26 protein-coding genes are annotated in these 22,848 nt (G+C 46.2%); all 26 read right to left on the reverse strand.

What is annotated here, in order from left to right:
• Positions 1–12: 12 nt before the first annotated feature.
• The 26 genes from SK066_RS14470 to flgB all read right to left on the reverse strand — a co-directional run bounded on the left by SK066_RS14470 (position 13) and on the right by flgB (position 22,695).
• Positions 13–909 (reverse strand): MinD/ParA family protein, encoded by an 897-nt coding sequence (locus SK066_RS14470; RefSeq protein WP_188776671.1) that lies wholly within the window; start codon positions 907–909, stop codon positions 13–15.
• Positions 906–2,267, reverse strand: coding sequence for a flagellar biosynthesis GTPase FlhF (gene flhF / locus SK066_RS14475; protein ID WP_320542026.1), 1,362 nt, complete (start codon positions 2,265–2,267; stop codon positions 906–908). The genes SK066_RS14470 and flhF overlap by 4 nt, the downstream gene beginning before the upstream one ends.
• Positions 2,264–4,249, reverse strand: coding sequence for a flagellar biosynthesis protein FlhA (gene flhA / locus SK066_RS14480; RefSeq protein WP_407673824.1), 1,986 nt, complete (start codon positions 4,247–4,249; stop codon positions 2,264–2,266). Before flhA ends, flhF begins: the two co-directional genes overlap by 4 nt.
• Before the next feature lie 70 nt (positions 4,250–4,319).
• Positions 4,320–5,408 carry a flagellar biosynthesis protein FlhB gene (gene flhB, locus SK066_RS14485; protein WP_320542027.1) on the reverse strand — a complete coding sequence of 363 codons (1,089 nt, stop codon included), beginning with the start codon at positions 5,406–5,408 and terminating at the stop codon, positions 4,320–4,322.
• 33 nt (positions 5,409–5,441) lie between these two features.
• On the reverse strand, positions 5,442–6,236 hold the full coding sequence (fliR, locus tag SK066_RS14490; RefSeq protein ID WP_188776667.1) for a flagellar biosynthetic protein FliR: 795 nt from the start codon (positions 6,234–6,236) through the stop codon (positions 5,442–5,444).
• 11 nt (positions 6,237–6,247) lie between these two features.
• A complete protein-coding gene (gene fliQ / locus SK066_RS14495; RefSeq protein ID WP_188776666.1) occupies positions 6,248–6,517 on the reverse strand; it encodes a flagellar biosynthesis protein FliQ in 270 nt (89 codons plus the stop codon).
• A 61-nt stretch (positions 6,518–6,578) separates the two neighbouring features.
• Positions 6,579–7,346, reverse strand: coding sequence for a flagellar type III secretion system pore protein FliP (gene fliP / locus SK066_RS14500; RefSeq protein ID WP_188776665.1), 768 nt, complete (start codon positions 7,344–7,346; stop codon positions 6,579–6,581).
• Positions 7,343–7,873 carry a flagellar biosynthetic protein FliO gene (locus tag SK066_RS14505; protein WP_188776664.1) on the reverse strand — a complete coding sequence of 177 codons (531 nt, stop codon included), beginning with the start codon at positions 7,871–7,873 and terminating at the stop codon, positions 7,343–7,345. The genes fliP and SK066_RS14505 overlap by 4 nt, the downstream gene beginning before the upstream one ends.
• Positions 7,874–7,885: 12 nt before the next feature.
• Positions 7,886–8,251, reverse strand: coding sequence for a response regulator (locus tag SK066_RS14510; protein WP_188776663.1), 366 nt, complete (start codon positions 8,249–8,251; stop codon positions 7,886–7,888).
• Between the two features lie 27 nt (positions 8,252–8,278).
• The gene (gene fliY, locus SK066_RS14515) at positions 8,279–9,583 is read right to left on the reverse strand and encodes a flagellar motor switch phosphatase FliY (RefSeq protein WP_188776662.1); all 1,305 of its coding nucleotides are present in this window, start codon (positions 9,581–9,583) and stop codon (positions 8,279–8,281) included.
• Complete coding sequence (fliM, locus tag SK066_RS14520; protein ID WP_320542028.1) at positions 9,573–10,571, reverse strand: flagellar motor switch protein FliM; 999 nt, start codon at positions 10,569–10,571, stop codon at positions 9,573–9,575. Before fliM ends, fliY begins: the two co-directional genes overlap by 11 nt.
• A gap of 55 nt (positions 10,572–10,626) precedes the next feature.
• On the reverse strand, positions 10,627–11,112 hold the full coding sequence (locus SK066_RS14525) for a flagellar basal body-associated FliL family protein (RefSeq protein WP_320542029.1): 486 nt from the start codon (positions 11,110–11,112) through the stop codon (positions 10,627–10,629).
• Positions 11,109–11,333: a flagellar FlbD family protein gene (locus tag SK066_RS14530; RefSeq protein ID WP_188776659.1), complete on the reverse strand. Its 225-nt coding sequence runs from the start codon at positions 11,331–11,333 to the stop codon at positions 11,109–11,111. The genes SK066_RS14525 and SK066_RS14530 overlap by 4 nt, the downstream gene beginning before the upstream one ends.
• A 143-nt stretch (positions 11,334–11,476) precedes the next feature.
• Entirely contained in the window at positions 11,477–12,298 is an 822-nt protein-coding gene (gene flgG, locus SK066_RS14535) for a flagellar basal body rod protein FlgG (protein WP_320542030.1), read from the reverse strand.
• 94 nt (positions 12,299–12,392) lie between these two features.
• Positions 12,393–12,773: a TIGR02530 family flagellar biosynthesis protein gene (locus tag SK066_RS14540; RefSeq protein ID WP_188776657.1), complete on the reverse strand. Its 381-nt coding sequence runs from the start codon at positions 12,771–12,773 to the stop codon at positions 12,393–12,395.
• Positions 12,770–13,633: a flagellar hook assembly protein FlgD gene (locus tag SK066_RS14545; RefSeq protein ID WP_320542031.1), complete on the reverse strand. Its 864-nt coding sequence runs from the start codon at positions 13,631–13,633 to the stop codon at positions 12,770–12,772. The genes SK066_RS14540 and SK066_RS14545 overlap by 4 nt, the downstream gene beginning before the upstream one ends.
• Before the next feature lie 21 nt (positions 13,634–13,654).
• Positions 13,655–15,055, reverse strand: coding sequence for a flagellar hook-length control protein FliK (locus tag SK066_RS14550; protein WP_320542032.1), 1,401 nt, complete (start codon positions 15,053–15,055; stop codon positions 13,655–13,657).
• A 98-nt stretch (positions 15,056–15,153) separates the two neighbouring features.
• Positions 15,154–16,116, reverse strand: coding sequence for a magnesium transporter MgtE N-terminal domain-containing protein (locus SK066_RS14555; RefSeq protein ID WP_320542033.1), 963 nt, complete (start codon positions 16,114–16,116; stop codon positions 15,154–15,156).
• 96 nt (positions 16,117–16,212) lie between these two features.
• A complete protein-coding gene (gene fliJ, locus SK066_RS14560; protein WP_188776653.1) occupies positions 16,213–16,656 on the reverse strand; it encodes a flagellar export protein FliJ in 444 nt (147 codons plus the stop codon).
• A gap of 6 nt (positions 16,657–16,662) precedes the next feature.
• The gene (gene fliI / locus SK066_RS14565) at positions 16,663–17,982 is read right to left on the reverse strand and encodes a flagellar protein export ATPase FliI (RefSeq protein WP_188776652.1); all 1,320 of its coding nucleotides are present in this window, start codon (positions 17,980–17,982) and stop codon (positions 16,663–16,665) included.
• Entirely contained in the window at positions 17,969–18,820 is an 852-nt protein-coding gene (locus tag SK066_RS14570; protein ID WP_320542034.1) for a FliH/SctL family protein, read from the reverse strand. The genes fliI and SK066_RS14570 overlap by 14 nt, the downstream gene beginning before the upstream one ends.
• On the reverse strand, positions 18,813–19,823 hold the full coding sequence (gene fliG, locus SK066_RS14575; protein WP_188776650.1) for a flagellar motor switch protein FliG: 1,011 nt from the start codon (positions 19,821–19,823) through the stop codon (positions 18,813–18,815). Before fliG ends, SK066_RS14570 begins: the two co-directional genes overlap by 8 nt.
• A 13-nt stretch (positions 19,824–19,836) precedes the next feature.
• Positions 19,837–21,429, reverse strand: a complete 1,593-nt coding sequence (gene fliF / locus SK066_RS14580; protein WP_320542035.1) for a flagellar basal-body MS-ring/collar protein FliF — start codon at positions 21,427–21,429, stop codon at positions 19,837–19,839.
• 48 nt (positions 21,430–21,477) lie between these two features.
• On the reverse strand, positions 21,478–21,789 hold the full coding sequence (gene fliE / locus SK066_RS14585; protein WP_250343398.1) for a flagellar hook-basal body complex protein FliE: 312 nt from the start codon (positions 21,787–21,789) through the stop codon (positions 21,478–21,480).
• 30 nt (positions 21,790–21,819) lie between these two features.
• Positions 21,820–22,275, reverse strand: coding sequence for a flagellar basal body rod protein FlgC (flgC, locus tag SK066_RS14590; RefSeq protein ID WP_188776647.1), 456 nt, complete (start codon positions 22,273–22,275; stop codon positions 21,820–21,822).
• 3 nt (positions 22,276–22,278) lie between these two features.
• The gene (gene flgB, locus SK066_RS14595; RefSeq protein ID WP_188776646.1) at positions 22,279–22,695 is read right to left on the reverse strand and encodes a flagellar basal body rod protein FlgB; all 417 of its coding nucleotides are present in this window, start codon (positions 22,693–22,695) and stop codon (positions 22,279–22,281) included.
• Positions 22,696–22,848 lie beyond the last annotated feature (153 nt).

The following is a 22,848-nucleotide window of genomic DNA, read 5'->3' on the forward strand; positions in this document are numbered from 1 at the left end:
TTCCTTACAGAATCATTTAGTACGCCGCATCCATTTTTGTATAAATCCCTTGATTCCTGATAAGGTACCCTCCTGGCGCACATCTGGCGAAGCCACATATTGCATAGCCAGGTTTTGGATATCTCTAGCAGCATGACATCCAGGAGCATTGATTGAAAAAGGAACTTGCTTTTTGACGGACTGGCTTACATGCGCATCGTCGCTCACAAAACCAAGCATCGGAATGTCCAGATCGAGAAACCGACTCGTAACGAGTCTGATTTTATCGGCAGTCTGTACTGCCTCTCGCTGGCTTTCCGCACGATTCACTACCAGTTTGAAGGCCGTTGTATCCTCCAATCCGTGCACAACCTTGATCAGTGCGTATGCATCGGTAATCGCTGTAGGCTCTGGTGTAGTGACAACGATGCATTCGTCTGATGACATGATAAATTGCAATGTTTCTTTTGACAGTCCTGCTCCCGTATCAAACAGGATATAATCCATATCGGCAGCAATTTTCTGAATTTGAGTAGTAAAGTAAACTAAATCCTCTTCAGACAGTGAAAATAGTGAGCTGAGGCCCGATCCTCCGGCAATATAAGGCAGGGAACCGGCTCCTTTTTCAATGATCTCACCAATCTCTTTTTCACCACTGAGCAGGTGGGAAAGATTGTACTGGGAACGAACGCCCATCAGCACATCGATATTGGCCATCCCTATATCCGCATCAAATACGAGTACACGTCGTCCCAGGCGTTGCAGAGCCAGCGCAAAATTCAATGTGAAATTGGATTTGCCGACTCCACCTTTGCCACTTGTCACTGCAATGAACTTGGCGCCTCCATGCTCGCCGTCTTGCGGACGGGCTTCCAGCGCTCTGGCTTTGGCAGACATCAAATTGCGTAACGATTGGGCCTGGTCCATCATGGCAATATCTCTCCAAGCAGTACATTTGCTAGAAAGTCCGGACTCGGCATAAGCAGATCATCCGGTACATTCTGGCCATTGGTCATATAAGAAAGACGCAACGGATGCTCCTGTAGCAGATTGAACATCGCCCCATAGCTTCCGGTTTCGTCGGCTTTTGTAAAGATTACCTTATCCAGTGGGTACTTGCTGAAATGGTTGGTAATGATACGCATATCCTCCGTCTTGGATGTTAGGGCAAGCACAAGATAGGTTTCGCTTTGCTCCATCGGAGCGAGCAGGCTTTGCAGCTCGGATACGAGCAGCTCATTGCGATAGTTACGTCCTGCTGTATCCATCAAAATGAGATCGCAATCCGACAAGCGTTGCAGGGATCGCTGCAAATCACCAGGCGATTGTACAACCTCAAGCGGCACTCCTAAAATAGAGGCGTACGTACGAAGCTGCTCCACCGCAGAAATTCGATACGTATCTGAGGTGATAAAGCCCACCTTGCGTTTGTACTTAAATAATTGCTCTGCTGCCAGCTTCGCGATCGTTGTCGTTTTGCCTACTCCAGTTGGGCCGGCAATATACACGATCTTAGTCGACGGATCGATGCCTCCACCGATGCGTTCCTCGGTAAAATGCTCAATCTGTGCCTTCATCGCTCTTCTGGCTTCCTGTGAGCTCATTTCAGCGGCTCCAGCAGCGTCCTGCATAATTTCTCCTGTCCAGGTCTCGATGAGGCTCTGATCGACGCCTTGAGCCTTTAAATGAGCTTGCAATTGTTGTAATGTCTCGGGCAAATCTGCAAGCTGCTTTTCACGGGTCAATTCCGCCATCATTTGCTTCATTTGACGAAGCTCCTCAAACAGCTTTGCTTCACTCATTTGCTCCTCCCCGCGAGGTTCGGCAAATTGTGCAGCGAGCTGCTGTACCGTCATGGGCTCAGTTGATGCACGTTGCTGCACAGGTGCAGACATCGGAGCAACCGGATCAGAATGACGAACCGCAGCTGGTGGAGCTACAGGCTCATTCGCCTCATCGTCATTCAGCGCCTGACGCATCGACTCAGCAAATGCCTGACTCGATTTGCGGTAAGCGTCTGGCACAACACGCTTTGGAACAGGCGCACTTGGTGCGCTTTGTACAGCCTGTGGTTCAGTGCGTGCAGATGCAGCAGGGGCTGGCGCCTCTGCTGTCTGTTCTTTTTCCACAGCTGCAATGACTTCGATTTTCTTTTTCTGGAACATGCCCAGGAACCCGCCGGTCTTCAGCTCTTTGGTGCTCAAAATGACAGCATCACTTCCAAGATCGGTGCGAATTTTGAGCATGGCGTCAGGCATTGTGTCTACAATATAGCGTTTGACTCTCATAAGTTCACCACTCCGACACTCTGAATTTCAACGTTAGGCTCCAGCTCGCTATACGATAGCACCGGAATGTCCTGCATGGTGCGCTCGATAAGCTGACGCAGATACATGCGGATCGCTGGCGACGTAAGCACGATTGGCTGTTGTCCCATTTGCAGGAGACGATTCACCTGCTCGTTGATTTTCTGATACATCGATTGCGTGGAAACCGGGTCCAGTGCAAGGTAAGTACCTTGCTCTGATTGCTGAATGCTCTCGGCAATTTTCTTCTCCAGATTAGGTCCGACTGTAATAACACGTAAGGTTTCTCCCTGGCTCGTAAATTGCTGTGTAATCTGACGTGATAGTGCCTGACGAACGTATTCGGTCAGCACATCCGGATCTTTGGTATAAGTTCCATAGTCAGCGAGAGTTTCAAAAATGGTTACCATGTCGCGAATCGAAATCTTTTCTTTCAGAAGTTTGACGAGCACCTTTTGGATATCACCGATCGATAATACGGAAGGAATAAGCTCATCAACCAGTACAGGGTAGTTCTCACGCAGATTGTCGATAAGAGAGCGTGTCTCCTGACGACCCAGCAGCTCGTGAGAGTGCTTTTTGATCAGCTCTGTCAGATGGGTCGCTACAACGGATGGCGGATCTACCACCGTATAACCAGACAGCTCTGCACGTTCCTTCGTGATTTCGTCAATCCATAGGGCTGGAAGACCAAAAGCTGGTTCTAAAGTCTCTATACCCGTAATCGAGTCATCTTCAAACCCAGGACTCATGGCCAGGTAGTGATTTAGTAATAATTCACCACCGCCAACGATATTTCCTTTAATTTTGATCACATATTCATTTGGTTTTAACTGGATATTATCGCGAATACGAATGACCGGTACGACAAGTCCTAGTTCAAGCGCGCATTGTCTGCGAATCATAATGATTCGATCCAGCAAATCGCCGCCCTGCTGAGTATCTGCCAGCGGAATCAAGCCATACCCAAATTCGAATTCGATCGGATCGATCTGAAGAAGATTGATTACACTTTCCGGGCTGCGAACTTCCTCGATCTGCTGCTCTTCGACCTGCTGCTCTGCATCCACAGCCTTCTGTTTCAAATTCGCCTGCATCTTACGTGCGGCGAAGACGAGCAGCACAGCAAGTGGGAACGTTGTAATAAAGTGAATTGGTGTGAACAGACCGAGCAGTGTAATAACACCTGCAACGATGTAGAGCAGTGTTGGATACGAAAAGAGCTGGCTCGTAATATCATCAGCCAGGTTACCTTCGGACGAAGCACGTGTTACGATCAGACCTGCTGCTGTCGAAATGAGCAGTGCTGGGATTTGACTCACCAGACCATCACCAATAGTCAGCACAGAATACGTAGAGAGTGCATCAGTGAATGCCATTCCATGAATCGCTATCCCGATAATGAATCCACCAATCAGATTGATCAGGAGGATAATAATGCCTGCAATAGCATCCCCTTTTACGAACTTACTCGCACCATCCATCGCTCCGTAAAAGTCGGCTTCGCGCTCGATTTTACTACGACGCTCACGAGCCTGCTGCTCGTTAATCATACCGGCGTTCAAATCGGCATCGATACTCATCTGTTTACCAGGCATCGCATCGAGTGTAAAACGAGCTCCAACCTCCGCTACCCGCTCTGAACCTTTTGTAATAACGATAAACTGGACAACGACGAGAATCAGGAAGACGATAAAGCCGACCGCGATCTGACCTCCGGCAATCCAGCTACCGAAGGTGGATACAACTGAACCTGCATCCGCCTGTCCTAAAATTAATTTGGTTGTGGAAATATTAAGCGCTAGACGGAACAAGGTTGTAATGAGCAACATTGCCGGGAAAATGGAAAATTCCAGCGCTTCTTTTGTATTCATCGCGATCAGCAAAATAATCATTGCTAACGAGATATTAATAATAAGCAAAATATCAAGCAGCCATGTTGGGATCGGAAGAATCATCATCATAATAATTCCAATGACGCCTACAAGGACAACCAAATCTTTTTTCTTCAATGTTATTCAGCCCTCCGATCCCTTACTTCGTTTTACCTTTGACTTTGTATACATAAGCTAGCACCTCGGCTACCGCCTGAAACAGATCGGTCGGAATCGAATCTCCGATCTCTGTTCTGGCAAACAAAGCCCGGGCCAGCGGCTTGTTTTCCATGATGACGACCCGGTTCTGCTTAGCAATCTCTCTAATGCGAAGTGCAGTATAGTCTTGCCCTTTGGCGACAACCTGCGGGGCAGCCATTGCACTGTTATCATATTTGAGTGCTACCGCAAAGTGCGTCGGGTTCGTGATGATGACATCCGCCTTAGGTACCTCTTGCATCATCCGTTGCATCGCCATACGACGCTGTCGTTCACGGATTTTACCTTTGATGAGCGGGTCACCCTCCATGTTTTTATACTCGTCCTTAATGTCCTGCTTGGACATTCTCAAGCTTTTATTATGCTCATAGCGCTGATACATATAATCTAGAATTGCCAGGATGAACATCGCTACGCCAACCTTGAGTCCAAGACTTACAGTCAGTCCGCCTGCATAGTGCAAGATTGACTCCGCTGACATATACGCCATCTTCGAAATCTCATGACTAGCACCTTGCAGGGTTGTATAAACCAAATAACCAATAACTGACATTTTTAAAATCGATTTTAACAGTTCTACAATCGAACGCATTGATAAAATATTTTTGGCACCCTTGATCGGATCGAGCTTGCTAAGCTGAGGCATAAGTGGCTTGCCTGTGAGCAAGAAGCCGATTTGCATATAGTTCGTGATAATTCCGAGCAGCACGATAGTCACAAAAATCGGAGCCACTATGATTAAGATTTGCATCGCATACTGTCCAAGCATTTGCATGACGTTGGCTACCGTTACATCGGTAGACATTCTGTGCAGAAAAGTATCCGTGAATAGCCAGCTAATACGCTTCATAAAAAAATCATTAAAGATCATCAGGCATCCAATGCTACCCAGCAAAATGGCTGCGCCTGGTATATCCATACTTTTGGCAACCTGACCTTCTTTGCGAGAGTCATTGCGTTTCTTGGGTGTCGCTTCCTCAGTCTTCTCACCTGCGAACAACTGAAGATTTAGTTTTAAACGAAATGCCACTGTTCACGGACTCCTTTCCACCAGAATCGGTTATCATGATGCCGGGCGTTTACCCAGCACCTGAAGTAGCCCTTGCATCGCTTGAAACATTTGCTCAAACAAATGTTCAAAAATAAAGGCAAAGCTTGGTGTTAATAACATCAGCACGAACAGCCCTACAATAATCTTAACCGGTACACCGATAACGAAAATATTGAACTGTGGTGCACTACGTGCCAGAAAACCTAGCCCTACATCTGTCAGAAAGGTTGCTACCACGATTGGAGCAGACATCTGAAAAGCGATCAGGAAGGAATTTGTAAAGGTTCGGATCAAAAATTCACTGAGCGACCCATTCAACATCTGGGACACGATATCGCTATTCATGGGCACCCAGTCATAGCTATACAGCACAGACTGTAACAGATAGTGGTGACCATTCATGCTAAGAAAGATCAGCATCGCGAACATGTATTTAAAGTTACCAATGACCGGAGCAGAAGCGCCTGTCATCGGATCAAACACAGACGCGATCCCCAGACCAATCTGAATATCAATAAATGAGCCTGCAATCTGGATTACCATAAACATGAGGTATGCGATATATCCAAGAAGCAGGCCTATCAATATTTCTCTAAATACCATAAGGACATAAATGTCTGTACCGTCTGGAATTTTGATTGTCGTTCCTTTAATCAGATAAATAAGCAGGGAAATAAACGCTGCAATCCCAACCTTAAACTGACTCGGTACTCCTCGAGATGAGAAAATCGGTGAAACTACAAAAAAAGCGGTCATTCGACAAAAAATTAACAAAAAAACAGGAAAGCTTTGTAGTAATGTCTCCATAAGCCATCAGCCTAACCGATGTATTTGTACAGATTGCCAAGAATATCAGCCGTGTAGTCGACCATGACGGTTAATATCCACGGACCGAACAGCAGCAGCGCAAGCATGACAGCTACGATTTTTGGCACAAAGGCAAGAGTTTGCTCCTGAATCTGAGTAGTCGCCTGGAAAATACTGACCAGCAAGCCGACTACAAGTCCAAGAATCAGCATCGGTGCGCTCACTTTTAAGACGGTATACACCGCTTGTCCTGCCATACCGATGATAAACTCCGAACTCATAATTAACCTCCCTTTTTACGGGTAAATTGTGAAGGCGCAGATTCACAGGTGAAGAGCTGCGCTAATTAAAGCTGACTAGCAATGACTTGACGATCAAATACCACCCATCCACCAAAACGAATAACAATATTTTGAATGGAAGTGAAATCATGACAGGCGGTAGCATCATCATCCCCATCGCCATCAACACACTGGCAACGACGATATCAATGACTAGAAAAGGTATAAAAATCATAAAGCCCATCTGGAATGCTGTTTTTAGCTCACTGATCGCATAAGAAGGAACCATAACGGTAAGTGGAATATCGTCGACGTTAGAAGGCTTAGGTGTACCGGTATATTCCAAAAAGAGCAATAGATCCTTTTCGCGGGTATGCTTGAACATAAATTCCTTGATCGGCTTCTCCGCAGCCTGCAATGCTTGCATTTGCGTCAGATTCCCTTGCAGATAAGGCTGAAGGGCAACCTGATTCATTTGCGACAACGTAGGCGACATGATGAATAAGGTTAAAAATAAAGCCAGCCCTACCAGTACCTGATTGGGAGGCATCTGGTTAGTCCCAAGTGAAGTCCGGACAAAGCTGAGCACAATCACAATACGTGTAAAACTGGTCATAAGAACCATAAAGGCTGGAGCTATACTAATAATGGTAATAAGCAGCAAAATCGATAGTGAGCTTGTTGCCGCACCACCGGATGAGCCATTATCATTACCGATCTGAATATCAATATTTGGTATCGGATCGGCGGTTGCTGCAAATACCGGATGCACCGACAGCACACTGACAGCAAAAAGCAGCATAAGAGATAAAATCAGTTTTATTTTCATGAATCCCTCGACCGATCTGTAGAATCTTCCTCCTTCAACAGCTGCTCCATCTTATCCCGTCGATTCGGAATTTCTCGAAGCTTGCTCTCAAACACTTCCTGAAAAGCATCTGTATCGCGTAGCTCCTCTTCTTCGATTTTGGATTTGGGACGTAGCTTACTGCTGAGTTTGGAGATCAGCGGAGTGAAAAAGTTTTCCTGCTCCGCCGACTCGGATTGAAAAGACTGAATAACCAGCATCGCCTCATCAGGATCGGAAATTTTATCAACCAGCGTAATATCCTCTCCGACACCGATCAAATATAACGTGTTGCCAATCTCAATCACTTGTAACGACTTATTCGGGCCTAGCGCCATGCCACCTATTGTACGAATGGCACGCCTGGATAACCAGGATTGATTTTTGCGACCAAGGAACCGAAGCAACAAAATAATAAGGGCTATTATTACAGCCAAGACGATTATAACCCAAACAAGGTTTAGGATATAACCGCCTGTTCCTCCCATTGTGGCTGTTTCACCTGACATGGGAATATTCTCCTATACGCCCAGCGTTTTGCTGATCGCTTCGATAACACGATCTGCTTGGAAAGGTTTTACGATGAAATCTTTGGCACCTGCCTGAATGGCATCAATAACCATCGCCTGCTGGCCCATTGCGGAACACATAATGACTTTCGCTCCGCCATCGAGCTTTTTGATTTCTTTCAGAGCGGCGATACCGTCCATTTCTGGCATCGTGATATCCATTGTGATCAAATCGGGACGAAGCTCTTTGAATTTTTCTACTGCTTGTGCTCCATCTTGAGCTTCTCCTACTACTTCATATCCATTCTTTGTCAGAATATCCCGGATCATCATTCTCATAAAAGCTGCATCATCCACGATAAGAATACGGTTTGCCATTGATTTAAAATCCTCCCTAAGTGATCTTTATTGTATTTTTTGAATTCGGTCCCACTGGCTGACGATATCCGTTACGCGAACACCAAAGTTTTCATCGATAACAACTACTTCACCTTTGGCAATCAGTTTGTTGTTGACCAGGATGTCGACCGGTTCGCCCGCCAATTTGTCCAGTTCAATAATTGCGCCCTGGGACAATTCGAGGATATCCTTGATTTGCTTTTGGGTCCTTCCTAATTCTACGGTGACTTTAAGTGGTATGTCCATCAATAAGTTCAAATTATTTTCATCCAGGTTCGGCGCAGCACCTGCACCAAAGTTGGCGAATTGAACTGGTTGGACATTCACCTCGCGTCCTACAGGAGCACCGTAATGCTGTGGTGGCTGTGGAGGCATGTTGTAACCATAGCCTGGTGGAGGATACGGATACTGTTGCTGGTAAGGCGGATAAGGCTGCTCAGGAGCGCCGTACGGCGGTTGTTGACCGTAGGGTGGCATCCCTTGAGGCGGCATCATCGGTGGCACTCCAGGCTGCTCAGGAGCCTGCTGAGCCGGTGGTTGTTGCGCTGCTGGTGGTGCAGCTGCTGCCGGAGGTGTAGCCGCCGGTGCACTTGCTGCTGGTGCTTCAGGTGCACTTTCTTCTGCACCATTGATCAGAATATCGACCATATACTTCGCAAACTCAACCGTTAAGAGCTGCATGATCGTCGAATCGATCAGATCACCAATCAGGAGACGGAACGAAATTTTGATCAGCGTCTCTTCTGGAGGCAACATGCTCACACCCTGATCATTACTCACATCGAGAATATCGATGCCAGGAGGTGAGATGTTAACGAAGCGGTTGAAGATGGTCGACATTGATGTTGCCGAGGAGCCCATCATCTGATTCATCGCTTCCTGAACAGCACTGATATGAATTTCGTTCAATTCCTCATCTTTGGGATCACCATTCCCACCGAGCATCAGATCCGCGATGATTTGAGCATCACGTGTCTGAATAACGAGAGAGTTGATACCCTGAAAGCCATCTACATATTCGACGTGTACAGCGACATGAGGCTTAGGAAACTCATTTTCAAACTCGGAGCGCGTTACGATACCCACACGCGGAGTCGTAATATCTACCTTTTGACCCAGCAACGTGGACAACGCAGTTGCTGCACTACCGAAGGTGATATTACCGATTTCGCCTAGCGCATCCTGCTCCAGCGGTGTCAGAAAATCGTCAACCGTCTGGCCTGCGGAGGTGGCGGAACCACTATCCTCACCTGACGACTGTTTAAGTAGCGCATCGATTTCTTCTTGTGACAAATAATCTTTACTCGTCAAGTCCTTCCACTCCTTCACTGACGATTTCATTAATCTGAATGGCTACCCGATCCTTTACAGTACCAGGACTACCATAGAACTTGAGCTGATTACCTATTTTGATCGAGAGATCCTGTTGAATCGGCTTATTGAGTGAAATAACATCTCCCACCGATAAGCTGAGAAATTCCTGGATCGAAAGTCTGGATTCGCCCAGCTCAGCAATGACAGGAAGCTGAGCGCGATGCACTCGCTGCTTCAGCGATTCCACTTCTTCCAATGCCGGCTCTTTTTTCTGCGAGAAAAAGAGATGGTTCGCAGACAGCTTACTCATGATCGGCTCGATGACGACATGCGGGATACAAAGGTTGATCATACCTGTGGTATCACCGATCTTTGTACTGAGCGAGATCAGGGCGATGGTTTCGTTTGGAGATACAAGCGACATAAATTGCGGATTCGTCTCCAGCGCTTCCATACGCGGCGAAAGGTCAATGACCGTTTTCCAGGCTTCCTGCAAACTTTCAAAAGTTCGGCTGAATACACGTTCAATGATCGTCGTTTCAATCTCTGTCAGCGCGTTGATTTTGGTTGGTGCTGTTCCTGTTCCGCCCAGCATGCGATCCAGCATAGCGAAGGCGATGTTAGGATGAACCTCCAGCACCATTCTCCCTTCAAGCGGCTCTGCCTCAAAAATGTTCAAGATCGTCATTTTCGGAATGGAGCGGATAAACTCATCATAAGGCAATTGCTCAACCTGTACGACACTAATCTGTACAAACGTACGTAGCTGAGCCGAGAAATAGGTGGTCAGGTAACGGGCAAAGTTTTCATGAATCCGAGTCAAGCTTCGGATATGATCTTTAGAAAAGCGAACCGCCCGTTTAAAGTCATATACTCTGACCTTTTTCTCGCTCTCCTCTTTTTTGAGCTCCTCTGCATCCATTTCGCCGGAGGATAATGCTGCTAAAAGGGCATCAATCTCTCCCTGGGATAATACATCTACCATAATCTCACCCCCTTGCGATATAAAAGGATTAGGTTTCTGCTTGATTAGCTTTGGATTAGAGAGGGCTCACAATCTTGTTCGATACTTGAACATCAACTACTTTACCACTTTCTTCTGGCAATGAGCTGTTGATCAGCTTCATGAGCTTCGCATCCAGCTGCTCGATGCCTTCTGCACTTTGAATGTCTTCAGGCTTAGTATCCGCAAGTGTTCGAATAATGATCGGCGTCACTTTCAAATCCTTGATCAGATCAAAGTTTGCTTTTGCATCCTTGTCTGCCAGTTGGAAGGAAAAGCTCATTTTGACGACATAGGACGGATCAGCCATATTCGTTGTAAGGTCTGTGATGTCAGATGATACTTCCGCAATCTCAGAAGCACTCATTTGTGCAATCTTTTCTTTTTCGGCCGCCGCGGCTTGGGCTGCTGTCATCGGTTGTTTATTCCCAAGCAAATTTCCAAAAATCAGAAAATAGGCAACAACGCCGATGAGTCCCACTGCGAGCACCCCGCTGATAATCCAGGGCAATAACTTTTTCATTCCAATTCCTCCATATGTTGCACCTTAATCGTTCCAGTAAGAGTGCCTATGCTTTTATTATACTCACGAATCAGGTTGGTCACTTGCTCCGCTTTTTCAAGCACAATCAAGCGTTTGCCTGTCGTTAGGGTAATATACGTATCTGGCGTTTCTTCCACCATTTCTATCAGCAGGGCGTTAAGCCACATGGGAGAACCATTTAGCCGCGTGACCGGGATCATCAATACCCCTCCTTGAATATCTGTCTATACCTTTTATAAAATGTGCATTTTGTGTAGAGATAGCACATAGTGAACAAAAAACGATAGCATGACTGCCAAACAGAGGGAGTAGGAATAACTCTCCCTCTATGGCCTCGTTCATCTTAACGTTTCAGGTTGATCAATTCTTGCAAGATATCATCAGAAGTTGTGATGATACGAGAGTTCGCCTGGAAGCCACGCTGAGCAACGATCATTTCAGTAAACTCGTCAGTCAGGTCGACGTTCGACATTTCAAGTTGTCCAGCAACGATAGAGCCTGTTCCAGCTTCTGCATCACCAGCAGCGACTAGATCACCGAGATCGCCATCTGTTACAGCATTCGGTGTTACACGGTATAAGCTACCACCGATTTTTTCCAGACCTTCAGGGTTAACAACTTTGGCAATACCGAGCTGAGCACCATTTTCAGTTGTTCCATCAGCGTTAGTCAGCAAAATTGTACCATTGGCCTGGATACTAAATGAAACCGCAGTATCAGGAATCGTAATTGGTGTACCACCTGTATCTACTACAAGACCGCCATCCGATGTTACGAGCTGACGTGCGGAGTCGACGTGGAAGTCACCTGCACGAGTCAGATAAGGAACCTCCTGGTCAGCAGACAACTTTACTGCGAAGAATCCATCACCATCGATACGAAGGTCAGTCGGATTGTTCGTCGTTTGCGCGCTACCTGCCAGATGCAATGTATCAATAGAAGAAACACGGCTACCCAGACCTACCTGCTGTGCGTTCACACCCCCGCTTGTATCTGCTACTGGAGCTGTAACCCCTTTAGTTGTCTGGCTCAAAATATCCTGGAACATAACTCGAGACTTTTTAAAACCTACTGTATTAACGTTCGCAATGTTGTTACCGATAACGTCCAACTTGGTTTGAAAGCCTTTCATACCCGCAACACCGGAATACATGGATCTCAACATGAATAATTTCCTCCTAATGGATGCATAATTATAGATTGAACTGCTTCAGTCGGTCGGCAGTTCGCTGGCTTCCCGTTTCAGGTCCGGCCAGTAATCAAAGAATGACGGCACTGTCTATTTGCGTAAATACATTGTCCTTCATCGAGTTGCCATCCATGGCGGTCACGACGGTCCTGTTGGGTACGTTAACGATCAAAGCGACATTGTTTTGCATCAGGATTAACGAATCTTTAGAACCTTTGGCGGCTGCCTTATCAATCGCTTGATTCAGGCTAGTCATTTGCTCGGTACTAAATTGGATTCCTCTTTGCTCCAGACGCTTGGAAGCATGATTGCTAAACTTCAGTAAATTTTGATCAAGAATGGCTTTAAATTCATTGCCCTGTCCGGCTGTCGCCTGGTTATTAGGCCGTCCGAGCAAGCTTGAATTCAGCTTGGAAGGATAAAGCTGGCCTACTTGAATCGGGCCATTCATGATGCATTCTCCCCGGCAGCCGAAGCTGTACTGGAATCATTTGTAGCTGTGGAGCTGTCTGAGCCGTTGTTCGTTTCAACTGGTGTTTTGCTGCCTGTAGCTGTTGCAGCAGGAGCGGCTGTGCTTGAGCTTGCTGCATCATTGGATGTGCTTGCTTCTGTTGTTGGTGTAGCCGTAGCATCTGAAGCCTTTGTTTCGATAGCATCTGGTGTAGACGATGTAGCTGTGCTATCTGTGCTTGTAGAAGCTGGTGTTGCAGTCGACGTGGCTGGTGTTGTAGTACTGCCTGTCGTTGGTGTTGATTCAGCCGGTGTAGTCGTTGTACTTGTTGTCGGCGTTGTTGTAGCTGGGGTTGTACTTGTTGCCGATGTGTCACTGGTAGATGTAGCTGCGGCACTTGCTGTAGCTGGTTCTACCTTCGTCACTAGAGAAAGTGGGATTGCATCCTCACCAACTTGCGCGTACAGAACTTTATCTTTCAAGATGATCGATTCAGCTGTACCCGATTCATACGTTGATGTAGTAGCTCCCGTTTTTGCATCTGTCTTTTCGTTCAGCCATGTGATTTTCTTACCGATCAATTCGGAAGCGCCGCCGAGCGATGTGTCCATCGAGCCCTGCATTTTATCCATTTTTTCGTTAATACTAATCAACTGCTCTACCGAGGAGAACTGAGCCATCTGAGCTACGAACTGTGCATTATCCATCGGAGCCGTAGGGTCCTGATTTTTCAGCTGTGCGACGAGGATCGACAGGAACTGGTCTTTACCAAGATCCTTTTTCTTCGTAGCCGCTGCAGCCTGCACATTACTTGTAGAATAGTTGGGCCACGTATTAGATGTTGAAATTAAGTCTGGCAATTGATTTCACCTCCATCCGAATTAAGCCTTAGCTACATACGTACTACCATAATTCAGCATATTTGCGGCGCCTGTAACTCCTGTGGCACGCTGCTCATCTCGCCATTCCTTCAGTTCGCCACCAATCTCAGCCGTTAACATTGCATCATCGGATTGCTCATCCTTTGATTTGGAACGACGACCCGATTGCTGTTGTCCTGCATTGGATTCAAAGCCTTGCCCACCGTGATACATATCGGAGAATGCGCCAGAGCTTTGAGCGACCTCAAGCTTATCGACTTGAAGACCTTGAGCTTGTAGTGCAGTACGAAGCTGAGCCATTTGCTGCTCCAGTGCATCTTTCGCACCGTGCTTTTCTGTAATAAATTGTGCCAGAAGCTGTCCATCCTGAATGGAGATTTTTACATCAACCTGACCGAGGTGTTCTGGATTCAGAATGATTCGTGCTTCAGACAAGCCGCCCAGCTGATGGATATCGAACTTGCTAACGATGAACTTACTCATCTCGCCTGAGAAGTTTTGCATCGGAATTGTTGCGACTGGAGCTTGCGGTTGCGCTGGTGTTAATGAAGTAGCTTGCGCTCGCATTGCCAGTTGTCCAGCTGTAACTACGCCGGTTGGCGGCTGATTATCTGCTGTACTCACTGATGCTTCCTGTGTAGCAGTAGCAGGAGTTGCTGCGGCCTCTGATGACTTCGCATCACTCTGTACAATGATCTGTGCAGGACTATTGCCTTGCTGATTACCTTGATCATTACCAGAGGAGGTCGATGCCCCTTCTCCACCTGCTTTTTGTAAAATGTTTTGCAGATTGTTCATTAGCTGCTCTAGCTTAGGATCAGGTTGCCCATTCCCTGTCTGGATCGCTTGTAGCTTCTCTACAACCTGTGATACTGCATCTGCGACAGCAAAACGAAGAGTATCTGCATGCTGTGCCAGTGCAGGTAAGGATGCTGTTAAGGCTGGCTGAGAACCATCTGTGGAGCCTCCCTGCGTATCCGTAGGATTATGACTACCACCTAGCACTTGCTGTACTTGAACGAGCCAGGATTGCAATGCTTGTACGAGTGTTGGATCATTCATAATGGAAGCATCCATGTCCTGTAGCTTTTTCAGCAGATCATCGAGTAGCTTGTCCACTTTTTGAACTTTCTCATCACCCTGGCTTTCGCCACTAACCTCCTTGTCACCCGACATTAATGCTTGCAGCATTTCCAGTAAGGATGCGGCACTACCCATAAGTCCTGCCATTGCTTGTCCTTCTGTTCCAGCTGCACCTGCTGAAGCGCCTGTACCATTCATTGCATACGTTAATGTCTGCGTAAAACCTGTGCCTGTGCTTCCGGTACTTGCGGTACCCGTCCCACCCATCAATTTCGCCACTGGAGTCGAGCTCGAATTAGTTTGAAGTATCATACTCATTTATTATCACCTCCTTGAAGCAAAAATTGTATGAGAAGGAGTTCCTGAGTATTGCGATTTTGGTAAGAGTAGGAAATAATTCCGATCACCCCATTGAATTAATTGCCCATTAAACGAGTCACAATCTGGGCTGTTGCTGCGGGATCCTGTGTAGACATTGCTGACAGAATGCCTGCTCTAGTTGAATCATCGAGGTTATTCAATATTTGAAGCGCTTTGGTCTGGCTTGTTTTAGATGTTTGAAGTAAAAGGCTTGCTGCACTAGCCGCTGGCATCGTAGTAAAGGTTTGTGCCATCGCTTGCGAATCCAGCTTAGTGCTCGTTGTAGGTGCTGTATTTTGAGTGCCTGCTGTTTTCGTCTGTAATGCTGCAAGGCTTGCTGCAGTAGCATTTTTAAGCGCTAATGAAGTTTCGGCAGCTACTTTTGGATCCATTTTCTGCAAAATGCCTGCTTGACTTTCAGCATTCATTTTGCTGAATATGAGCACCTGTTCATCTGTCGTCATGTTTTGCATGATCGATGCCGCTTTGGAGGAGCTCATGTCTGAGTATACACTCGCCAGGTTTTTCAATTGCTTGTCCTGTTCCGTCTGAACTGTAGGACTACCTGTTGTACTCGTTCCGCTAGTTGTTCCAGTCGTGCCACTTCCTGTTGTACCCGCTGTGTTACTTCCTGCTGTGCTAGTACCGTTTGTACCATTGGCGCCAGACTGTGTATTCAGTTGATCCTGCAACGTTTTGATCTGCGTAGCCTGCTCTGTATTCTTCTGTTGTGCATCACTTAATTGTTGCTTGAGCTGGTCAACAGTAGCCGCTGTACTTTCCGCTTGATTCGTTGCTGGATCAGCACTACTAGTATTATCGGCAGATGGTACGAAATTTTTCACTACAGGAATTTTATCAAGTGTACTGAACATCGTATTACGCAAATTAACATTAAATAACATGATAATCGCACCGACCAGTACTAATGTGAACAGAATGGGAGTGGCAATTACGAGAAATCTTCCAAGACCTCCGCCTTCCTTTTCCACTTCTAACTCCATGGTTTTCTTCGCCACGGTGAACCTCCTTGAGCCCGCATGCTTGACTATGATCGTTCCTAATCAGGAAATAGTTCCTACTATTAAATAGGGATCCCATCATAGTCCGGGAATTTATCTCGATTGCATCGCAAATCGAACGGTTGCCATCTCATCCAGCGCGTTTTGCTCGCGAAGCATGTACTCATGCATGAATTTGGCTTTTGCTTTATCCTTCGCTTGAAGCCATACCTTTTCATCGACCATTTTCTCAGTTAAATGAAGCTTTTTATGATCTACATTTAATTGAGCTTTACGTACATCAGCGATCTTCCTAGCGATTGCTTGATCCAGATAAACAACATAACGCTGAAGATTTTGTAATTCCATAGCAGGTGCAGATTGTTCGGTAGCCTGATTGATCGCTTCCAGCGTTCGGTTCTGATCTTCCAGTAACTGATCGAGGGATTGTTCTTCAGCTTGCAGCTCACCCAGTGCGGAGGACAGCAGCCACTCTGCCTGGTTTTTTGCGCTTGATTTAATATCGACAACTTTTTGGAAGTTATACTGGAAATTCATTATTTATCAGCTCCTCGCAAATTCGAAAATCATCTGCTCTTGCGCATCATGTAGCGTTGTCTTTTCATCTACTTTCTGTCTTGTAAAGTTCCACACATCTCTGATTCGCGAGATGGCTTCGTCAATGTCTGGGCTTGACCCTTGCTGGTAAGCACCGATATTAATCAAATCCTCTGACTCCTTGTACACGGACATCAGACGCTTCATATTGTTGGCTGCATCGTTCTGGTCTTCTGTGACAATGTCCTTCATCACCCGGCTAATGCTTGCCAGTACATCGATGGCTGGAAATTGTCCTTTGTTTGCAATGGAACGATTGAGTACGATGTGACCATCTAATATCCCCCGTACCGCATCCGCAATCGGTTCATTCATATCATCACCGTCAACGAGTACGGTATAAAAAGCTGTAATTGATCCTGCTGGTCCAGTACCTGCCCGTTCAAGCAGCTTAGGTAATCCAGCAAATACGGAAGGTGTATACCCTCTCATCGCTGGCGGCTCGCCAATCGCAAGTCCGACCTCACGCTGTGCCATCGCATAGCGGGTAACCGAGTCCATCATGAACATCACATTCATGCCACGATCGCGAAAATATTCAGCAATCGTCGTTGCAATCAATGCTCCCTTGATGCGAATCAAGGCGGGTTGATCAGATGTAGCTACGATAACGACGGAACGCTGTAATCCTTCAGGACCGAGATCGCGTTCGATAAAGTCCCGTACTTCGCGTCCCCGCTCCCCAATCAGGGCGATCACGTTGACATCGGCTTCGGTGTTACGGGCAATCATGCCCATCAACGTACTTTTACCAACACCGGAACCGGCGAAAATACCGACACGTTGCCCTTTACCAATCGTTAGCAATCCATCGATCGCTCGTACACCCACACTCATTGGATCCTGCACACGCGGTCTGGTCATTGGATTTGGTGGTGAGTTAAAGGTGGAATAATGCGTCATCCGCGCAGGTAGCAAGGAGCCATCCAGCGGCTGTCCTAAACCATCCAGTACCTTTCCAAGCAATTCCGACCCTACCTGTACGGTGAGTGGTTTACCTGTTCCAACAACATCACAGCCAGGTCCAATAGATTGCAGCTCACCGAGCGGCATCAGCAGTACTTTATTATCACGGAAGCCAACAACCTCAGCTCGTAGTGGATCGAATCCTTTGGTCGGATAAATGTAGCAAACGTCTCCGATACTCGCATCCGGTCCTTCGGACTCCACCATCAAGCCGATAACCTGTGTAACTTTACCGTTGATTCGTACCGGGTCCAGCTGCTTCAGATAATCCAGATAACGGCCTGCATTAAGCTCCTGCATTGCCATTCCCCCGCTCTTCATCGTGAAGTGCTACACGTAGCAGCTCTTTTTTCAATTCAGCCAGTTGTGTATCGACTCGTGCATCCACACTACCAAAGGCAGAGCGGATTACGCAGCCGCGATCGCGTACAGTAGCGTCAGGCAAAATTTGCAACTCTGCCTGCGAGTCAATCGACAGTACCAGCTCTTCACGCGCTGCATGTACAAAATCGAATTGTGAAGGGCTAACACATAGTGTGATCACGCCTTGCTCACGTTTACGCAGAAGCGTTTTCTTGATCAGTGTCATTACTAGCTCTGGCTGCTCACCAAGCTCCTTATCAATGACCTTTTCAGCGATTCCACAGCTTAAATCTACCAAAAACGGCTCTGCCTCCTGTATAATCTGCTCCTTCGCTTCATATGCCTGTGTCAGAACCATTTGTGCTTCTTCCATCATTTCCTGAATACGCTCTTGCATCTCTTGCTCAGCACGCATTCTTCCTTCTTCAAAGCCTTCTTGAAACGCTTCTGCCTTAACGGCTTCCACCAGATGCTCGTCCTGCTCACGGCGTTCCTGCCACCAGGTGCTGATCATTTCCTGCGCATTTTGCAGAATCCGTTCAGCCTCCTCGGCTGCCTCGCGTACTTGTCGCTCAGCGAAATCCTTCGCATCAGCAAGCATCTGTTCCTTCAATAAAACCGTTTGCTCATCAACTCTTGGTTGATCATATACGATATGCGGGATGTGCTCGGACGTTGCTCCCAGATCGGTCGCTTTGAAATATTCCTTGCCAAGATCCAGCTTTTTTAAAATTTCGACCGGAATGTACTGGGATGATTTTATCAAATTAGACAATGATATCATCTCCTCCGCCACGTGCTATGATGATCTCTCCGGATTCTTCGAGTCTGCGGATGATGCCTACGATACGGCTTTGAGCCTCTTCGACATCTTTAAGCCGTACAGGTCCCATAAATTCCATTTCTTCTTTGAATGTATCCGCCATACGCTTGGACATATTCGTAAATACAGCTTCGCGTACGTCTTCGCTTGCCACTTTGAGTGCAAGCTGCAAATCGGCGTTTTCCACATCGCGGATAATACGCTGAATCGAACGATTGTCGATATTGACGATATCCTCGAATACGAACATCCGCTTTTTGATTTCCTCTGCCAGCTCCGGATCCTGAATTTCCAGGGAATCCAGAATTGTACGCTCGGTTCCGCGATCGACACCGTTCAAAATTTGAACGATCGATTCGATACCGCCAGCATTTGTGTAATCCTGCGTTACGGTTGAAGAAAGCTTCTGTTCCAGTACACGCTCTACCTGAGCAATAATCTCTGGTGAGGTACTATCCATTACAGCAACTCGACGCGCTACCTCTGCCTGCTTTTCCTGTGGCAGAGAGGATAGAATGACCGCTGCCTGTTCAAACTGTAAGTAAGACAGAACAAGCGCGATCGTTTGCGGATTTTCATTTTGGATAAAGTTTAAAATTTGACTTGGATCAGCTTTGCGTGCGAAATCAAATGGTCTAACCTGCAATGTTGCTGTCAGACGATTAATAACTTCCATTGCTTTCGATTCGCCCAGCGCTTTTTCCAAAATTTCTTTGGCGTAGTTAATACCGCCTTGCGAAATATATTCCTGCGCCAGACAAATCTGATGAAACTCGGAAACGACGGAGTCTTTCTCAGAGCTATCTACCTTACGCACGTTGGCGATTTCCAAAGTAAGCTGCTCGATTTCTTCATCGCGCAAATGCTTGAAAATCTGTGCAGATACTTCAGGGCCGAGTGAGATTAGCAGGATGGCCGCTTTTTGACGTCCGTTCAGTACAGCTCCCTTTGCCAAACGTATTCACCTCTTATTCATCAGCAAGCCATGTACGCAGCAGATTGACGAATTCGTCTGGTTTCTTTTTCGCCAGCGATTCAAGCTGTTTACGTACCTGACTGTCATTGGTCAAGTTTTCCAAACTAATTGAAGGCAATTCTGTAACGGGCGGAAGCATAATATCTTCTTCCATTTCTTCGGCTTGCTGCTTGCGACGACGATACATAACAAGTGCAATGATACCGATAACAAGTGCAGCTGCTACGCCAGCAATCCACTGCCAATTAGAAGCAAGGAAGCCAGTGTTGCTACCATCGTCGGTTACAAATGGCTGGGATACAACGGAAACTTTATTTTGCAGTGCATTTGCAGCCGTATAATCAATACCATTTTCTGCAAGAGATGTTCTCACAAGGTTTTGAAGCATCGTTTGAATCTGATTATTCAGTGTCGTTTGCTGTGCTTCAGAGAGAGCCGGATTCGGATCGATCAATACGTTAATGCTCAAGTCCTGTACATGATAAGGACTGGCTGCGATCTCATTATGAATCCGATTAACTTCGTAGTTGATCGTGCTCTGTGATTTCTCAGATTCTGTATTGCCACTGGAGGAGCCTCCAGGATAAGTCGGTGTGTCAGTAGAACCCGTTCCTGCTGTACCACTATCAGGACTTGATGTACCTGTGTACGATTCTTGAATTTTCTGGGCACTGATGGCAATACCTTGCATGTTCTCTGTATCAACGGGTTCAACGCGATCTTCCTTCGTTGTACGTTGATCAAAATTCAATGTAGAGGTTACAAGCACATTAACTTTATCAGGACCTAGCAAGCGAGACAGAAATTGTCTTACATTGTTTTCAACATCGGATTCGTACTTTTTCTGTAATGCCATATTGTCTTGCACAGCGCCGATCAAATTACCTGAACCGCCGCCTTTCACTGTAGCTACTAGCTCACTTCCATCTGTTCCGTCCGTAATCGTGATGTTATCAATAGGAAGACGAGGTACCGCAGTATGAATAAGATTGAAGTATCCATCAACCGCTTCCTGTGAAGCACGGAAGCCTGGTTTAAACTGGATAACGACAGAAGCACTTGCTGTATCTTGATTCTCATCTGTTGCAAACAGGCTTTCCTGTGGCAGGTTAATGAGTACCTTTGCGTTTTGCACGCCATTCATATTACGAAGCAGCTGCGAAACTTCACCGTTCAATGCATTTCTGTACTTCACATTGAATTCATTATCTGTCATCCCGATTGCAGATGAACTCGTATTGAATTCGCTGAAACCAATCGATCCATTTTGGATCAGCCCCTGGGAACCTACAGCAACCTTTGCTTTTGCTGCACTTTCTGTTGGAACAGAGATCGTTGTTCCATCCTGGCTTAACTGGTAAGTGATACCTTGTCCATCCAAGTATTGCATGACCGCCGCAGAGTCAGTCGCATCCAGGTTTTGGAATGCAACCTCATATTCAGTCTTTGTAAACTGGATGGTCAACACTACGATTGCAAGAATAATAAACGCTAGTGTTGAAAATAGTAGAATTTTTTGATTCCTGTTAAAGTTTTTCCAGTATTGCACGAGTTTATCTCTGTACTGGAGGATTCTTTCATTCACAATGCCACCCCACTCGAAACTTTGCTATGAAACATCATCTCAGTCCACTTACATTTGTGTTCTCATAATTTCCTGATAAGCTTCAATTGCTTTATTTCGAATTTGGGCAGTCAATTGCAGACTCAGCATCGATTTTTCGCCTGCGACCATAACCTGGTCTACATCTGCTTTCCCGATCAGGAATTGATCATTTAGCTTGTGTACGCTCTGTTCCTGCGAATTAACCTGCTCCAAGGCGTCTGCCAAGTAAGAACCGAATTGATCCATTGCTTCTCCGGGAGTCGCCTTACTTGGAGACATTGCAGTATTCATTTGAAACGGCGAAGATACAGCGCTGTTAAACATTGTATTTTCAATCATTAATTACCCCTCCTACCAATTATTTATTCATTATTTACCAATCTGCATTGCTTTCATTAGCATTGCTTTTGTGGCATTCAGTGCAGTTACGTTAGCTTCATATGAACGCGAAGCTGATATCATGTCCACCATTTCTTTTAGAGTATCGACGTTTGGCATTTTTACATAGCCGTTTTTGTCTGCATCTGGATGAGTGGGATTGTATACCATTTTGAATGGCTCCTGATCTTCCTGTATGCCGACAGCCTTGACGCCGTTCAGGCCTGAATTGTTAGATCCATTCATTGCATTGTCGAGTGAGTCTGCAAATGAAGGCTTGTTAGTAGAAAGAATAACCTCTTTACGACGATATGGAACAGCCTCGCCATTTTGAACGCTCGCTCTTGTCGTTTCCGCATTAGCGATGTTGGAGGAAACAACGTCCATACGCAGACGCTGTGCAGTCAGGGCAGAAGAACTGATATCAAAGCTATTACTAATTCTCATAGATTAAGCTCCTCCTCCTTGAATCGCGGTACGCATCATTTTGATCTGGTGATTAATCTGCTCGACATAAGCATTGTAGCGTAGCTGGTTCTCAGCCAGATCGGACATTTCTACATCGATGTCGACGTTGTTAAGGTTATTGTTCATTACTGTTCCTGTATCCTGAGTGACTGTTGGCTGTGGCACGCTACCAGGTGCATTGCCAATTTGGAAATGGCGCGGGTTCGTAGTAATTCCATGGAATGAGCTGCTGCTATCATCCATTTGAGATTGAAGCACGTTTTCGAATGAGACCTGAGAACGTTTGAAGTAGGGGGTGTCTGCATTGGCGATATTGTTTGTAATGACCTGTTGTCTCAGATTGGCTGCGCTCATGGCGCCTTCCAATCGGCGAAAACTCGCATCATTAAGCAAATTCACTTACGCCACTCCTTTCAAATTCATATATTAAAACATGGAATGTAACTTCCATTTTTTTCATTTCATTCAATCATTCGACAAACATTGCGGAAATATGTTGTTTTAGCTCGCCATGCGTCGTTTTTCCTAAAAAAGTGATACCATAAGTTTCCT

Origin of the sequence: Paenibacillus hunanensis, from assembly GCF_034055775.1 — a bacterium.
GTDB lineage: Bacteria > Bacillota > Bacilli > Paenibacillales > Paenibacillaceae > Saccharibacillus > Saccharibacillus hunanensis.

Coding starts and splice junctions, on each gene's coding strand:
- SK066_RS14470 (WP_188776671.1), bottom strand. CDS start 909: ATGATGGACCAGGCCCAATCGTTACGCAATTTGATGTCTGCCAAAGCC.
- flhF (WP_320542026.1), bottom strand. CDS start 2,267: ATGAGAGTCAAACGCTATATTGTAGACACAATGCCTGACGCCATGCTC.
- flhA (WP_407673824.1), bottom strand. CDS start 4,249: ATGATGATGATTCTTCCGATCCCAACATGGCTGCTTGATATTTTGCTT.
- fliR (WP_188776667.1), bottom strand. CDS start 6,236: ATGGAGACATTACTACAAAGCTTTCCTGTTTTTTTGTTAATTTTTTGT.
- fliQ (WP_188776666.1), bottom strand. CDS start 6,517: ATGAGTTCGGAGTTTATCATCGGTATGGCAGGACAAGCGGTGTATACC.
- fliP (WP_188776665.1), bottom strand. CDS start 7,346: ATGAAAATAAAACTGATTTTATCTCTTATGCTGCTTTTTGCTGTCAGT.
- SK066_RS14505 (WP_188776664.1), bottom strand. CDS start 7,873: ATGTCAGGTGAAACAGCCACAATGGGAGGAACAGGCGGTTATATCCTA.
- SK066_RS14510 (WP_188776663.1), bottom strand. CDS start 8,251: ATGGCAAACCGTATTCTTATCGTGGATGATGCAGCTTTTATGAGAATG.
- fliM (WP_320542028.1), bottom strand. CDS start 10,571: ATGGTAGATGTATTATCCCAGGGAGAGATTGATGCCCTTTTAGCAGCA.
- SK066_RS14525 (WP_320542029.1), bottom strand. CDS start 11,112: ATGAAAAAGTTATTGCCCTGGATTATCAGCGGGGTGCTCGCAGTGGGA.
- SK066_RS14530 (WP_188776659.1), bottom strand. CDS start 11,333: ATGATCCCGGTCACGCGGCTAAATGGTTCTCCCATGTGGCTTAACGCC.
- flgG (WP_320542030.1), bottom strand. CDS start 12,298: ATGTTGAGATCCATGTATTCCGGTGTTGCGGGTATGAAAGGCTTTCAA.
- SK066_RS14540 (WP_188776657.1), bottom strand. CDS start 12,773: ATGAATGGCCCGATTCAAGTAGGCCAGCTTTATCCTTCCAAGCTGAAT.
- SK066_RS14550 (WP_320542032.1), bottom strand. CDS start 15,055: ATGAGTATGATACTTCAAACTAATTCGAGCTCGACTCCAGTGGCGAAA.
- fliJ (WP_188776653.1), bottom strand. CDS start 16,656: ATGAATTTCCAGTATAACTTCCAAAAAGTTGTCGATATTAAATCAAGC.
- fliI (WP_188776652.1), bottom strand. CDS start 17,982: ATGCAGGAGCTTAATGCAGGCCGTTATCTGGATTATCTGAAGCAGCTG.
- fliE (WP_250343398.1), bottom strand. CDS start 21,789: ATGATTGAAAATACAATGTTTAACAGCGCTGTATCTTCGCCGTTTCAA.
- flgC (WP_188776647.1), bottom strand. CDS start 22,275: ATGAGAATTAGTAATAGCTTTGATATCAGTTCTTCTGCCCTGACTGCA.